Raw genomic sequence first — 14,843 nt, 5'->3', positions numbered from 1 at the left:
CTACGCGGCGAAAGCAGCCGTAGGGTTATAGCCAAACTGCTTTTTAAACGCGAAGGAAAAGTGCGACAGGTTTTCAAAACCTACATCGAAATAAACATCAGATGGTTTTCTTTTTTGTTCGGATATCAGGTAATGTGCCAGTTCCAGGCGTTTTTTAGTGAGCCACTTCTCTGGGGTATTGTTAAACGTTTTTTTAAAATCGCGCTTAAACGTGGTCAAACTTCTGCCTGTTAAGTAGCCAAATTTGGCAGCGGTGAGGTTAAACATATAATTCCGTTCCATAAAGTCCGCAAGGTCTATCTTTCCCGGCTCATCAAGCTGGCCCAGCAACTGATCTACATTTTTATCAATGGCGCGTAGTACCCTTATGGCTTCCTCCATTTTAAAAGCAGCCAGATCAGCGGGCAAGGCATCAGCCAGTTTAAAATAAGGCGTGAGCGAATTGAACAAACTTTCAAGCAAAGGGTGATCGGCCAGCTGTATCAGGCCGATGGCTTGATGCGGCTGCGGATCGATAGGATGAGCCGTGTAATATTGACTTAAGATTTCCTGCCTGAAAACGATAGATACGGCAATACAGGGTTCGCCGTTCAGGGGTAACTTGCTCATCCGCCCCAGTTGATTTCGGGGAAACAGCACCGTATCGCCTGCAAAAAAACTGAAATGCCTGTCGGCACCGGCAATCCTTACCTCGCCAGACATTACCCTTACCAGCGCGGGCTGCGGCAGCACCAGTTCACGGCTGTAATGCGCTTCTTTTTTGCAGGATATAAATATCTCCGGTACAATGGTAGGCGTTAATGGTTCCATATATTAAAATTATCGAATTTATCCTGATAATGACGAATAGCGATATTGTTCATTAACCGGTTGTCGCCCCCATTTTTCGCTACGTCGATCAGGCAGGCGGCCAGGGTTGTCACCTTAATGCTGAAAGCTTCTGAAAATAGATCAAGCAAGTTGGTAACATACCTGGCGATGGTTGGTATGAGCGGTCTTGGGGTATGTTTGTCCCCAGGTTTGATAAATGCCGGCCTGAACAGGAAAACATTGTTGCTCAGCTTGGCCAGTTCCCTTTCGGTGCGCCCCTTGATGCGCCCCTGCAAAGAAATGCCTTTCTCTTCCTGGCTGGCCGAAGCGCCACTTACAAAGCAGAAGCGCAACCGCGGGTTTAACGCCAGCATCTGCCCGGCTGCCTGCATGGCATAATCATAGGTGATCCGGATATATTCTTCTTTCGTAACCTGCCCCTGCGGCACACCCAGGCACCAGATACAGGCATCGGCCTCCATATCGGCCGCTATCGCGGTATAATCCAAAAAATCATTCAGCACCAGCTCTTTCAACTTAGGGTTGGTGATACCGGCCGGCCGGCGAACCAGCGAAACCACTTCGGTAACAGCTGCATCAGCCAGTAGTTGTTTTAGTACTTCCTGGCCTAAAAAACCCGTAGCTCCCGTAATGACGATTTTCATTATGCGTTTATTTGTTTTGAGTGGATTGTAATCGCGTTTATACTAATTTAAGTTTTATGTTATCGAACCAGGGTGTCATGCTGATTTTTATGATAAAAGCAAAGTTTTTTAATTCCCTCCCCACGGGAGGGGGGCGTTGGGCTGGTGTAATGGCGGGGAGGGGTTTCTGCGCGCGATGATTATCCTGTTCCATAAACCCCTTCCTCCCCTTCCCGAGGGAAGGAATCGCACAAAGCCCTGCCTCTTTTGATGGGTGTTGTGCCGAGCTCCCTTCAATGGCTCAGGGTGACAGCCCCTTTTCCGTCCCCCTTAGGATCTCCTGAAAGGAGCCCCTGAGTTTCTTCCCGGCACAACTCCAAACGCAGGGCTCTCTCAAAGAGACCCTGCGTGGACAAAATTAAAAGCAATATTTACTTCACGATACCCAAACGAATGAGGCTTTCGGCAGTAGCCACTATAGCCTCTTCAGTTGATCGGGGCGACCAGCCCAGCATACTTACCGCTTTTTGATTGGTCGTGTTCATCACCACGCCCAAAAAAGGGATGATGGCTTTGGCCATCGGGTTTTTCAACGCCGCCATACGTACCAGGGTATTCGGTAGTTCTTTAACGCTCACCTTTTCTGCCAATGCGCCTATATTTTGTTTGAGTATTTTGGCCACTTCCACCATCCAGATACTTTCGCCCGCGGTGGCAATAAAGCGCTGCCCTTTGGCTGCCGGATCGATCATGGCCCGCAAATGCAGATCGGCCACATCGCGCACATCCACATAGGAAGAATTGACCTTTGGATTCCCCGCCATTTTCCCTTCCATCAGGTTCTGCAAAAAATGGATGGAATGTGAATAATCTGTACCCAGCACTGGCCCCAAAACACCAACAGGGTTCACCACCGAAAGCTCCAGCGTGCCGCCTTCTTTTTCGATAAACTCCCAGGCTGCGCGTTCCGCCAGTGTTTTTGATTTTTGGTAGGCAGGTGTGTTTCCGGTAATCACCGTCCAGTCTTGTTCGGTATATGGCGCCGTTTGAGGTTTGTGACCGTAAACCACCGCGCCAATAGCCGATGTAAGTACCACACGCTTAACCCCGGCATCACGCGCGGCACGCAAAACGCGTAGCACGCCTTCACGGGCCGGGATGATCATTTCATCCTCGTGTTTATATTCATTTAAAGGTGTTGGCGAAGCAACGTGTATCACGTAGATACAGTCGGCTACAGCTTCGTTCCAATTGGCATCGGAGCCTAGCTCCGCGGTTATAAATGATAAGCGATCGCCCGCATCCACGCCGCCTTCTTTCAGCATGGCCCGTACTTCGGGTTCACGCGTCAACGACCGAACGGTAGTTTTTACCCGGAAACCTGCATTGAGCAGTTGCAGTATACAATGCACTGCTATAAAGCCCGAACCGCCGGTTACAAGCACTGTTTTTTCATTATTTGAAATTGTTGTCATCTGATTAATAATTTGATGCAACAAAGTTCGATGTAATAACAAAGCAGCGTTTTGTTTAAAAGACCTGATTTGCTTTGTTTAAAGGCCCAGTCAAATCCTGACGGGTAGAAGTTACTTGATTATTGTTACTCCAACATTAGTACTTACGGCAGGCGCTCATATGACATGTGTATATTTTGAAGAAGCTATACCCTTGGTAAAAAAATTCACTAAATCAGTAACTCAGTCATTCAATAATTATTGGTATATTTGTATATATACAACGGCCCGGTTTTCTGTAAAAAGGAGAACCGGGCCGTTGTGTTAAAGAATAAAAAGCAAAAAAACAGGCTGTTTTTAATTTAGTCATTTGACAATCAAAAATTTAATACTTTTTAAACTTTTCAAAACCCATCAAAAATTTGTTAAAAAGTGTTAAAGTGGCGTTAAAATTTAGTTAAAGTGGATAAAAGCAGCGCTTTTTCACCCTGTTTTTGACTAAAAATTTGTTAAAATTCAGGGTTTAAAAAGTTTTTAGGCTACCAAATTCATAAGTGCCGATAACAATGTATTTTTGTATATGAGAAGACTGATACGCAGTTTTGGTTTTGCCTTTAAGGGATTGCAATACGCCACCAGTACCCAGCCCAATTTCCGGATACACCTGGGGGCTACCGTGGTGGCTATTGGCCTGGGCATAGCGCTGCACCTATCCACCGCCGAGTGGCAATGGATAGCTATCAGTATAACCCTGGTACTGGTTACCGAGCTCGTCAATACAGCCATCGAAACCCTCACCGACCTGGTTTCGCCTACATACAATATCAAAGCCGGGCATGTAAAGGATGTTAGCGCCGGCGCTGTGGTTATAGCTGCCGTGTTTGCGCTGGTTACAGGCTGTATAATTTTTATACCCAAACTTATTTTACTGGTATAATATGCTGCATAAAACCCGGGGCATTGTATTTAAAGCAACCGACTATGGCGATACCAGTGTTATTGTACAACTATTTACCGAAAAGTTTGGTTTGCAATCATACATCATTAACGGCGCCAAAAAACCCAAGGCCAAAATAGGCCGCAATATGCTGCAGCCCCTGCACCTGCTTGACCTGGTTGTTTATCATAAAAACTCCGGTAGCGTACAGCGCATTTCAGAGCTTAAAAATTCGCCTGTGTTGCAAAGCATCCCTTATGATGTGATCAAAAGCTGCATCGCTATTTTTTTGAACGAAGTGCTATACAAAGCTGTAAAGCAGCAATCGCCCGATGAAAGTTTGTTTGATTTTGTATTTAGCGCCATTGAGTGGCTTGATCATCAAACAGGGAGTGTGGCTAATTTTCACCTGCTGTTTTTGGTTCAGCTTACCCGTTACCTGGGTTTTTACCCGGATAGATCCCAGGCAGGTCAGGCTGATTATTTTGATATGAAAAACGGCACATTCAGCAACTATAAGCCTGATAGCCTTCTATATCTGTCGCCCCCACATACACAAAATTTTCACCAGCTTTTGCAGTGCAGCTTCGAAAATATGCAGCAGTTAAAATGGAGTAATGATGAGCGTCGTTACCTGATCCAAAAGTTATTAGAATATTACGCGTTACATATAGAGGGTTTCGGCAATATCCGTTCTGCCGATGTGCTGGAAGAAGTGTTGTCCTGAAAATTAAATCGGGGCTTTATGCTGCAATAGTAAAATATAAGGTGGCCCGAAATAAAAAAAGAGAAAGCCCAAGGCTGCCTCTTTTTTGTTGACTGACCTCATTATTTACCATAAAGAACTAATTGGTTAGATCGATAATAACAATTATAACAAATATATGCACTATGGAATTAGTAGACTAATTTTTTAATAAAAAATTAACACACATTGCGCTTATAATGTGCACTATAGCTATAACCTATCCATAAAAATGAACCAGACACGCAGTGCAGATATCAGCGAATAAAAGTGCGCTCGTTAACATATCGTAAAGATATTTACCTTTGCCGCTATCGTAACATAAGCGGTTACTTATTCAAAATTTAAAAATCTGTTAATGTTGCCAAGGGTAAATTTGCAATATGTTATAAAATAACCGTCTCAAACCCCTGACCAGGGCGGTTGCCGCATATGGATCAAACACTATGAATAGTTCAGAAAAAATAAAATCAGGTATTCAGAAGCTTAAAGCTGTATGTGTTAATCCCGGATATTTTTTCAGATCTCTTTTCAGTAAAGAACGAGGCAAACAGTTTATAAAAAACCATTTGTTTAACCCAGACCAATCGGCGCAACTTAAGGCTCTGTCAATTGGTTTTGGTGTATTTATGGGGATAGTGCCTATATGGGGCTTTCAGTTGATCGTGGCATTTTCATTGGCTATATTATTAAAGCTGAATAAGGCGCTTGTTCTTCTAGCCGCGCATATTAGCTTTGCCCCCCTGATACCAGTCGTCATATTTTTAAGTTATAAAGCTGGCGGCTACTGGATGGGCGAAAAAAACACTGACATCCCTTTCAGCGGAAATATTTCATTAAAGTCCATCAGCCTACATCTGGAACAGTACCTATACGGCAGTATATCGTTGGCTATAGTGGCTGGTGTAACAGCAAGTTTAATAACCTTAGCTTTACTTAAGCTGATGGGTAAAAAAACTGCTATAGCTGCCTGAGCTAATAATACACACCATTATGCTATTTATTCATATATCATTAACAATGATATCTTTATACATTGTCAAAACTGATAAAACCTTTTAATTCAGTGGTTTCAAAAGAGTTGTTTACCTGAAAGAAACAGGCTAACTATTTCTTTATCTGTGCATTTCACACTTATCAGCAACATACAACAAATGATTTTTAACGAAAACGTTATCGTAAATAAAAACAGTTAAAACTTATGAAAACCTGATCTCCCGGGATATTTTTGGTAAATACAGTTTAGTATTTTGCCAATTACAAATAATAAGAAGCGCTTTAATTAATTATAAAAACAGCTTAATTATTAACTATAACTGCTTTATAAACCTGCAAACTTCATTGTCCTGCGAAAACGTGAATACTGTTTGGGCATTACCTTACAGGTGCAATAAAAGCAGTATCCATTAACCCAAAACCTTAGATCAATGAAAAAATAAATCAGGTCTTCCAAAAAAAAGAAATCGGCAGTGGGTTCAGCACTACCGAGATCAATACGTATCCCTTTTAGTCAAACAGCAACATTGAATGTTGCAGGGGATTTTTTTGCCTAATTCAACCGAAATTTTAATAAGCAATACAAATATGAAGAAAAAATCCTCACATTTTTCTATATAAACGGCCATTTATGCCTGATAGTATCAACTATATTACAATAATAAAACAGGCTTAATCCCAGGCACTTGGGATTAAAAATCTCCGTATTGCTTTCATTAAATCATTTGGGCAGGTCGCGCAGATCCCTTACAGTGGGTCTGTGTGCTTGTATGTAAGGGTATACCGGCACTATTTCAATCAAAGCAAACCACTTAAACCAATTAATTAATACTATTAAAATTATGAGAAAACAAATTACTCTCCTCATTCTATTCTTCCTGGCCAGCAGTATGCTTGCCCTGGCCCAGGAGCTGCCTGTTACTGGTACAGTTAAGGACGATAAAGGTCCGGTACCAGGAGTAACCGTTAAGGTAAAAGGAACAGGAAAAGGCGTTGCTACCGATTTCAAAGGCCATTATGTTATTAATGCACCATCAAATGCAATCCTCGTGTTTAGCATAGTTGGCTACGCCAGTCAAGAGCAACCCATAAACGGTCGGAATCAGATCAATGTTACCCTTGCCGAAGATAATAAACAATTAAACGAGGTAGTAGTAGTCGGCTACGGCACCCGTCAAAAAAAGGATGTTACCGGGTCGGTATCCAGTGTAAAAGCAACTCAGCTTGAAAATGAAAACCCTACAAGTATCGGCGACATTCTTAAAGGTAATGTTGCTGGTCTTTCGGTAAGCATGAATACCTCGGCCAAAGGTGGAGGCGACCTGTTGGTACGCGGTAAAACCACCCTTACAGCCAATACTTCCCCCCTTATTGTATTAGACGGGGTGATTTACAATGGTCAGCTGGCAGACATTAACCCCAATGATATTGAATCTGTTGATGTTTTAAAAGATGCGAGCGCCCTTGCGGTTTATGGTTCAAAAGCAGCCACCGGGGTGGTAGCCGTTACTACAAAAAAGGGCAAGAATGGTCCTCCGGTAATTACCCTGAACACTAATTTCGGTTTGGCCGAGCTTTCAAAAAACCAGAAAGTATACAGCCCGCAGGGCTTTTTAGATTGGCGTGCAGACGTGCTGAGAAGTACCAATACCACTAATCCATACTATCAATATACCGACCCGCGCAAATTGCCTGCAGGTGTAACGGTTGATCAGTGGATGGCCCTGACAGGCGCTACCGGCGATCCTGTTGACCAGTGGCTAAGTAGGCTGGGACTTGTTCCTAATGAAAGAGCCAATTATGTGGCCGACAAAACCATTGATTGGGCCGATCTGGTTTTTCGCAAGGGTTTCCGGCAGGATCATACCGTGAGCATGTCTGGCAAAAAGGATGAGGTTAATTACTATATGTCATTAAATTATACCAAAAACCAAAACCTGATCCAGGGCGGGCAATTCAGCAACGTTAGGGCCAGAATGAACCTGGAAGGCCAGGCTGGTAAATTCTTAACCCTGGGTATGAATGCACAATACGCGGTTAGAAATGAAGGCGCTATTGAAGCCGACTGGACGCAAATTACAAACAACTCTCCCTATGGTGACTTTTATGATCCTAAAACAGGTGAGTTAGCCCGGATACCTACCGATGATGCCGGCTTAAATGCCCGTAATCCTTTTTTGAATAATCATTACGATGAAAGCATGAACATACAGAACACCTTGTTTGCTAATCTGTATGGAAAGCTAAAACTACCGTTCGGTATCACTTTTCAAACCAACTTTACACCTGGTTTTGACTCTTATCGTAACTTCTACCATACCTCGTCAAAAAATCCAAACAATACCATTGTGGGTGGTACAGCAAGTCGGGCAATGGAAAACCGGTATTCGTACCAGATTGATAACCTGCTGAAATGGAACCACACTTTTGGAGAGATACACAATATTGATGTTACCTTGTTAGCCAATAAGGAAAAATATCAATCATGGTATACCTATGAGTATAATGAAGGTTTCAGCCCCAATGACGATCTGAGCTTTCATAACATTGGCGCGGGTAATAAACCATCCGTAAGCAGTGATGACCGTGTATATACCGGCGACGCTTTAATGGGCCGCGTTAATTATACCTTATTAAACCGGTATTTATTAACCGCTTCTGTACGCCGGGACGGCTATTCGGCTTTTGGACAGAGATTTCCACGGGCTACATTCCCATCGGTAGCCTTAGGATGGATATTTACTGATGAAAGCTTTATGAAAAAAGCTGAATGGCTAAACTATGCCAAGTTGCGTGTTTCATATGGCGTTAATGGTAACCGCGACTTAAGAGATGGAAATGGCACTGTTGACCCATATAGGGCGCTTTCGGTGATCACTACCGGTAAATATCCCCTTGTTAGTCCAACAGGTGTAGCTACTGCCAACTCGGCCATCTATGTAAGCCAGATGCAGAATGATCAGCTAAAGTGGGAACAAACGGCCTCATTGAACCTTGGTTTGGATTTTACCGTTATCAACAACCGTTTAAGCGGCTCTATTGATGTTTATAACAAAAAAACAACCAACTTGCTGGTACAAAGAGCTATTCCGGATGTTACTGGTTTTAAAAGCGTAATTGCCAATATTGGCGAATTGAACAATAAAGGTATGGAGCTTAACCTAAGTAGTAAGAACATTACAAAAGGCAACATCATCTGGAACACTACACTGAATTTTTTCTTTAACCGCAATACCATCAAACACTTGTATGGCAAGGCTGCCGTTACCGATGCCAATGGCAATACTACCATGGTTGAGAACAGCGACTTAGGCAATGGCTGGTTTATAGGCAAGGATATTGACGTGGTATGGGATTACAAAGTACTGGGCGTTTGGCAAACTGACGAAAAAGATGAAGCCAAAAAATACGGTGCCGTGCCCGGCGATTTTAAACTGGAGAAACTGGTAAACAGCGGCCCCAACCAATATAAATACACCAACGACGATAAACAGTACCTGGGCTACAGATCGCCAAGGTTCACCTGGTCGTTACGTAATGATTTCAATATTTATAAAAACTTTGATTTTTCATTTCTTCTGCTTTCAAACTGGGGACAGCTAAAGCAATATAACCAGGCCTTAAATAGCCCGGGTAGCGTTGGCTTTGGCCGCAGCACATCATATGTGCAACCCTACTGGACGCCAACCAACCCTATTAATGATTACGCGCGCCTTAACTCAGGCTTCAGCGGAACCACCGTTAACGTTTACCGCAAGGCGTCTTTTATCAGGCTCAATACGATTTCATTAGGATACAACTTCCCAAAACAATGGGTTAACCGCCTAAAAATGCAAAGCATGAAACTGTATGCCAACGTAAACAACGCCGCAGTTTATTCACCCGACTGGAATTTCTGGGATCCGGAAAATAATGGTCCAACGCCAAGATATATGTCTGTAGGCTTAAACGTTGTGTTTTAAAAATTTGATCAGAAAAGAAACATGAAAAAGATAAATAAAATATTAGCAATTGTAACGCTAACTTCTGCTGTTATTGCCGGAAGTTGCAAAAAAGACTTTTTAAAACCCAAACTCCTTTCGCAGTTTTCGCCCCAGGTAACCTACACTTCTGTTCCGGCTATGCAGGCGGCGCTCAATTACCTGAGTGTAAATTTGCGTGCAGAGTTTTTTGGAGACTCGGCCCCAATGCTTACTGAATCTATTTTTTCAGATGTAGCTGTTGAAGGCACCACAGATAAAACAACACCTGCCCAGGATCTGAACGTGCGTATAACGCCTACGGCCAACCTCAATAGCGACGATTATAATAAAATAGGTTGGTATTGGACACAGTGGTACAAGGGCGTAGGTTATGCCAATGCTATCATCTCTAATATTGATAATGTTAAATGGGATAATGACGCGCAAAAGAATGCCATTCTGGGTGCCGCTTATTTTCACCGCGCTTACTGCTATTACCGTTTAGTACATGAGTTTGGTGATGTGCCCTGCCCTGTTAAACAGGAAACTTCGCCCAATGTATCTTACGTTAGCGTAAAGCGTGAAGTTATTTTACAAAGACTTAAAACCGATCTGGAATTTGCGCAGCAATGGGTTAAAGATGGCGGTAATAAAGGAGAAGTGACCAAAGGCGCCGTAAGCCATTTATTAACCAAGGTTGATCTGGCCCTGGGTAAATTTGACGATGCTATTGCCGCAGCTAATTCCGTTATTAACTCGGGACCTTATCATTTAATGACCTCCCGTTTTGGAAGCACAGGTGCCGATGTAACTAAGAACGTGATATGGGACCTGCACCGCCCGGACAATAAATCAATAGCATCCAACACCGAAGCGTTGTTTTTAGTGATTGATCGTGAAAACCTGGAAGGTAATACCAATCTTGGTTCGCAATTGATGCGTAATACCACACCTTTTTATTCGCAAGCCAACGTTATACTTACCCCGGGTAAGAAAAAAGCGGGTATTGTTGACGCGATTACTGCCGAAATACCGCTCACTCTTTACTATGGCAGAGGTATTGGCCGCTATCGCGGTACACCATATAGCACCCAATATATTTGGACAGATAACACTGATCTAAGACACGCACCTGGCAACTGGATGAATATGACCGACCTGGTTTATAATAACCCGGCACTGAAAACATCAGACCCTGACTGGTATGGAAAACATTTGGAACAATGGACTAAAGATAACGTAGCTACCCGCTTTTTGAATGGAGCAAAAGATACCATTCGCTGTTGGTTTGGCTGGCCGCATTACAAAGTGTTCATCAGCTCAACCAATATCGCTACTGATAAATCATGGAACCCACCTCGTGGTACCAATACAGACTGGTACGTGTTTCGCCTGGCTGAAACCTATTTATTAAGAGCTGAAGCCTATGTATGGAAAGGCGACTTAAACAGTGCCATGGCCGATCTGAATGTGGTGAGGGCAAGGGCACAAGCCGCACCATTAACCGATGCCAGCAAAGTTAACATCGGCACTATTCTTGATGAGCGAGCCAGAGAGCTTTATTGGGAGGAGCCACGTAAAACGGAGCTTACCCGTATAGCCTATATTTTTGCATTAACAGGCAAGCCTTCTTATACCGGCAAAACCTATAATGTAAATAACTTCTCTGAATCAAATTTCTTTTTTGACCGCATTACTGAAAAGAATGATTTTTATAACAAAGGTGTAGTAACCAACTCTGGTAATACCTTTACCATATCAGCGTATCACGTGTTATGGCCCATCCCGAATAACGATATTCAGTTAAATATTAACGGGCATATCAATCAAAACAAGGGGTATGCCGGTTCGGCAAGTAATGTTCCGGCGTTGGACAAGATCCCGTAACACTTACCTTTAATAAAAAAGGGATAAAGCTTTGCTTTATCCCTTTTTTATTAAAATACGATTTAGTTATTTTGATTGGTAACTGCCAAATAGCTGCACCAATTTATCGGGATAGTTACTGATGATACCATCCACGCCCAAATCAGCCAGTGCCTTCATATCCTTTTCTTCATCTACGGTCCAGGGTAATATCAGCATCTTATTGTCATGTACCTTCTTTACAATGTCGGCATTTACAAAAGTGTAATATGGGCTATAGATATTGGGGGTAAAACCTAATTTCTTCAGATCATCTTCTACGTTGATTTTCCCAACCAGGTAAGAGAGTTTTATCTTAGGGTTTGTTTTATGCAAAACCTGTAGTGTTCTTACATCAAATGACTGAATAATCACCCGTTTATTGATATGCTTGCTGCTGATCACATCCATCATCAATTTAACAAAAACATCAGGGGTGGGGTTATAAATGCCATCACCTGCCGGGGTGCTCTTGGTTTCGATATTGTAATAAACGGGCTTAAGCTTATTCTTTTTAACATAGGCTTCCACGCTATCTATTAGATCTGATAATAAGGGTTTATAAGTTTTCAACCTGGCTTGTTTCGGGAAACGGACATTGGGCTTGGTACCCGCATCAAAACGACGAATGCTATCATAGGTCATTTTATACAGGGCCAGGCTTTTTTCTTCTTCCGGAGTTATTTCCGAGCCATCGGGTTTAAGCATAATGGCCGATGACATCCATTGATCATGCGATACCACTACTTTACCATCGCTGGTTATATTCAGATCGAGCTCCAGTGTTCTTACGCCAGTTTTTACCCCATTGAGCATAGACGCGATAGTATTTTCAGGCATCAGCCCCATACCGCCACGGTGACCTTCCACATCTAACTTTTGCTGGGCGAAAACGCCACTTAATCCACAAATAATGAAGGCAAGTGTTAATCCTATTTTTTCCATAGCTGTTAATTTAGTTCTTTTTTAATCGTTATCAATAATTTCGGATCATCGGTATAAATCCTTTCTATACCCAGTTTCAGCATTTTTTCGAATGTCGGGCGATCATCAACCGTCCAGGCACCTGTTTTAAGATTAGCCGCTTTGATCTTATCTACATTTTCCTGCGTAACTCCGGAGTAATGCATTACGATGGTCTCAAATCCTCTTTCTTTAGCCACTTTGATATCCTCATCGATATTGGTTGTTGGCAACCGGTCCCAAAAAATGGGGATAGCGGGCGCCAGTTTTTTAGCTTTAGAAACATAATCTAAACCACTATCATTAAAACCCACTATTTGTTCGGCATGAGCTTCTTTAATTATCGCTATAGCTTCAGTCACGCAATCAACCTTCAAATGCATAGATACGTGGGTACGGTTTTGTTTCATAAACAACAGCAAGGCATCTTTTAACAAGGGCATGCGCTGCACAGGGCATTGCGATAAAGTAAGTCCTTTGGCCTTACGAAAGCTGGCCGCTACATCCAGTCGCTCCAGCTCCTGGTAAGTAGCATTGGGAATAAGCAGTTCTACACCGGTAGTCCGTTTGGTGTCCGCGTCATGGCTGATCACGATCTGTCCGTCTTTGGTTGTACGGATATCAAGCTCCACCCAATCGGCACCTGCGTCTATACCACCCTGAAATGAAGGTAAAGTATTTTCAGGAAACTCAACCGAATTGCCGCGGTGCGCGGTGACGCCGGTAAAAACTCCATTAGCATCCGCAATAGCTGTTTGTGCAGTTGCAGCAACCGGTAAAACCAGCGCTGCAACCACAAACAAAATATTCAATTTTTTCATGATGATGTTGTTATCAAATTATTTCAATAGCCACATCACCCCGTTTACATCGTCCACATTTCCATACTGAGCGATGGCGGCGTTGTAATTAGCCGTATTGGCCGATTGCTCGGCAGCGAAATATTTATAACGTAAAGCTATTTTACCGTTATTACCGGTACCTACACCCGTTTTAAATACAGGATAACCGGTACGCCTCCAGTTAAAATAGGGTTCGAGGCCACTATTCAGAAAGAAAGCCACATATTTCTGCTCATTGATCTGGCGGATACCGGTTTCGTTGTTACCCGCGTATTTTACCGAAGCCTGGGCGTAAAATGCACCAAAATCTACGTTAACGGTATTACTAACATACGGGCCGGCAACAGGCACCCCTAAAGGCAATGAATAAACAGTCATGCTGCCACTAAGCGGCACCGAATAAAAGGCCATAGATGCTTTAATACCTGCCAGATAGTAAGCCTCAGCATCGCCCAAAGCTCCTTTGGCTACCCAGCCCCTGTTAATAGCTTCGGCAATATTAAAGCACATTTCGGTAAAACCAACTATGGCGGTATTTTCGCCGGTATAGCCTGAGTAATACCTGTAACGGTTGATATAGCTGATCTTTCCGCCACCATTCTGGCTGGCCAATACACCCATATCTAAACCGATATTACCACCCTGGAAGGATGAGAAATCAGTAGGGCTGCCGCCTGCTGTTACCAAACCCGGCGCCGGATCGGTAGTTACAAATACGCGCGGATCTTTATTGGCAGTAAGCAAACTTACGTAAGTATCGGCACTGTTGTTTAAAGCGCCATTAGCAAAGGTTTCCTTGTTTAGCGGATACCTGTTGGTTGGGTTAAGCCAAACATATTTAAGATCATCGGCGGTGCTCAGCATCAAAGGGTATTTAACCGGATCGGCCAGGATCTGTGTAAACTGTTGAGCAACTTTTAAATCGGCATCCGCTGTTTTTTTACTCAGGTGTATCAATAGCCTTAAGCGATAGGTATTCACTACCTTTTGCCAGGCCAGCAAGTTGCCCGAAAAATAAATGTCGCCGCTTAACCCACCAACATTGGTTTTTATCAGTGCTGCCAGGTCGTTGTTGGCTTCTTCAAGCAGGTTTAAACTATTCAGAAAAACAGTTTTTTGCGGATCATAAGCCGGTGTAAGCAACTTATCACCCTGTAGTGCCTGGGTCATGGGTATATCGCCCATCTGCAAACTCATCTTGGTAAAAAAGTATGCCCTGAAAAACTTACCCAGCGCGTGATAGGCGTTGTTGTTGCCCGCAGTAGGTGTTACCGCGGCATTTTCCATATTGGTTACATCAGTTAACGTAGGATAGTAATTGCTGCCCGGACCAAAGTTATACTGGTTGTTACCAAAATAAGAATTGTTCTGTAACTGATATTGATTGGTACGATCAAGCTGACCACCCGGTGCCTCCAGCATGCTGTTCAATATGTTATTCAGTAATAATGATGGCGGTACACTGGTTGGCTTGTTCTTGTTCAGGTACCTGTCGGTAAAGTCCTTTTTACAACCCGAGGATACTATGGTAATTATTGTTGCCAGTAGCAGCAACGCATTTTTTATATTTATTTTCATTGTGCGC

At 43.1% G+C, this 14,843-nt stretch carries 11 protein-coding genes; 5 read left to right on the top strand and 6 right to left on the bottom strand.

The features are described from left to right. The 3 genes from FHW89_RS15860 to FHW89_RS15850 form a co-directional block, all read right to left on the bottom strand. Window positions 1-810, bottom strand: a complete 810-nt coding sequence (locus FHW89_RS15860; RefSeq protein ID WP_172336037.1) for an AraC family transcriptional regulator — start codon at window positions 808-810, stop codon at window positions 1-3. Beyond that, the gene (locus FHW89_RS15855; protein WP_172336036.1) at window positions 798-1,475 is read right to left on the bottom strand and encodes an NAD(P)H-binding protein; all 678 of its coding nucleotides are present in this window, start codon (window positions 1,473-1,475) and stop codon (window positions 798-800) included. The genes FHW89_RS15860 and FHW89_RS15855 overlap by 13 nt, the downstream gene beginning before the upstream one ends. Before the next feature lie 410 nt (window positions 1,476-1,885). After that, window positions 1,886-2,929 carry an aldehyde reductase gene (locus tag FHW89_RS15850; RefSeq protein WP_172336035.1) on the bottom strand — a complete coding sequence of 348 codons (1,044 nt, stop codon included), beginning with the start codon at window positions 2,927-2,929 and terminating at the stop codon, window positions 1,886-1,888. Between the two features lie 559 nt (window positions 2,930-3,488). On the opposite strand from FHW89_RS15850, the gene FHW89_RS15845 reads away from it, so the two are divergent. The 5 genes from FHW89_RS15845 (at window position 3,489) to FHW89_RS15825 (ending at window position 11,435) form a co-directional block, all read left to right on the top strand. Beyond that, window positions 3,489-3,845 carry a diacylglycerol kinase family protein gene (locus FHW89_RS15845; protein WP_172336034.1) on the top strand — a complete coding sequence of 119 codons (357 nt, stop codon included), beginning with the start codon at window positions 3,489-3,491 and terminating at the stop codon, window positions 3,843-3,845. Between the two features lies 1 nt (window position 3,846). Next, entirely contained in the window at window positions 3,847-4,572 is a 726-nt protein-coding gene (gene recO / locus FHW89_RS15840) for a DNA repair protein RecO (protein WP_172336033.1), read from the top strand. Window positions 4,573-5,036: 464 nt separating this feature from the next. Then, a complete protein-coding gene (locus FHW89_RS15835; RefSeq protein ID WP_172336032.1) occupies window positions 5,037-5,564 on the top strand; it encodes a DUF2062 domain-containing protein in 528 nt (175 codons plus the stop codon). An 864-nt stretch (window positions 5,565-6,428) separates the two neighbouring features. Continuing rightward, window positions 6,429-9,548 carry a SusC/RagA family TonB-linked outer membrane protein gene (locus FHW89_RS15830; RefSeq protein ID WP_172336031.1) on the top strand — a complete coding sequence of 1,040 codons (3,120 nt, stop codon included), beginning with the start codon at window positions 6,429-6,431 and terminating at the stop codon, window positions 9,546-9,548. A 21-nt stretch (window positions 9,549-9,569) separates the two neighbouring features. After that, complete coding sequence (locus tag FHW89_RS15825; protein ID WP_172336030.1) at window positions 9,570-11,435, top strand: RagB/SusD family nutrient uptake outer membrane protein; 1,866 nt, start codon at window positions 9,570-9,572, stop codon at window positions 11,433-11,435. A gap of 66 nt (window positions 11,436-11,501) precedes the next feature. On the opposite strand, the gene FHW89_RS15820 is transcribed toward FHW89_RS15825, so the two are convergent. From FHW89_RS15820 to FHW89_RS15810, 3 genes are read right to left on the bottom strand one after another with little or no spacing between them, the layout of a single operon-like run. Then, entirely contained in the window at window positions 11,502-12,398 is an 897-nt protein-coding gene (locus FHW89_RS15820; protein WP_172336029.1) for a glycerophosphodiester phosphodiesterase family protein, read from the bottom strand. 5 nt (window positions 12,399-12,403) lie between these two features. After that, entirely contained in the window at window positions 12,404-13,237 is an 834-nt protein-coding gene (locus FHW89_RS15815) for a glycerophosphodiester phosphodiesterase family protein (protein ID WP_172336028.1), read from the bottom strand. An 18-nt stretch (window positions 13,238-13,255) separates the two neighbouring features. Next, window positions 13,256-14,836: a SusD/RagB family nutrient-binding outer membrane lipoprotein gene (locus FHW89_RS15810; protein ID WP_172336027.1), complete on the bottom strand. Its 1,581-nt coding sequence runs from the start codon at window positions 14,834-14,836 to the stop codon at window positions 13,256-13,258. Between the last annotated feature and the right edge of the window lie 7 nt (window positions 14,837-14,843).

Origin of the sequence: Mucilaginibacter sp. SG564 (genome assembly GCF_013149275.1) — a bacterium.
In the GTDB taxonomy this organism is placed as follows: Bacteria; Bacteroidota; Bacteroidia; order Sphingobacteriales; family Sphingobacteriaceae; genus Mucilaginibacter.
The sequence above is the reverse complement of the archived record's forward strand: the minus strand, read 5'-3'. Positions and strand labels throughout refer to the sequence as shown.

Coding starts and splice junctions, on each gene's coding strand:
- FHW89_RS15845 (WP_172336034.1), top strand. CDS start 3,489: ATGAGAAGACTGATACGCAGTTTTGGTTTTGCCTTTAAGGGATTGCAA.
- FHW89_RS15835 (WP_172336032.1), top strand. CDS start 5,037: ATGAATAGTTCAGAAAAAATAAAATCAGGTATTCAGAAGCTTAAAGCT.
- FHW89_RS15850 (WP_172336035.1), bottom strand. CDS start 2,929: ATGACAACAATTTCAAATAATGAAAAAACAGTGCTTGTAACCGGCGGT.
- FHW89_RS15855 (WP_172336036.1), bottom strand. CDS start 1,475: ATGAAAATCGTCATTACGGGAGCTACGGGTTTTTTAGGCCAGGAAGTA.
- FHW89_RS15860 (WP_172336037.1), bottom strand. CDS start 810: ATGGAACCATTAACGCCTACCATTGTACCGGAGATATTTATATCCTGC.
- FHW89_RS15825 (WP_172336030.1), top strand. CDS start 9,570: ATGAAAAAGATAAATAAAATATTAGCAATTGTAACGCTAACTTCTGCT.
- FHW89_RS15815 (WP_172336028.1), bottom strand. CDS start 13,237: ATGAAAAAATTGAATATTTTGTTTGTGGTTGCAGCGCTGGTTTTACCG.
- FHW89_RS15810 (WP_172336027.1), bottom strand. CDS start 14,836: ATGAAAATAAATATAAAAAATGCGTTGCTGCTACTGGCAACAATAATT.
- FHW89_RS15820 (WP_172336029.1), bottom strand. CDS start 12,398: ATGGAAAAAATAGGATTAACACTTGCCTTCATTATTTGTGGATTAAGT.
- FHW89_RS15830 (WP_172336031.1), top strand. CDS start 6,429: ATGAGAAAACAAATTACTCTCCTCATTCTATTCTTCCTGGCCAGCAGT.
- recO (WP_172336033.1), top strand. CDS start 3,847: ATGCTGCATAAAACCCGGGGCATTGTATTTAAAGCAACCGACTATGGC.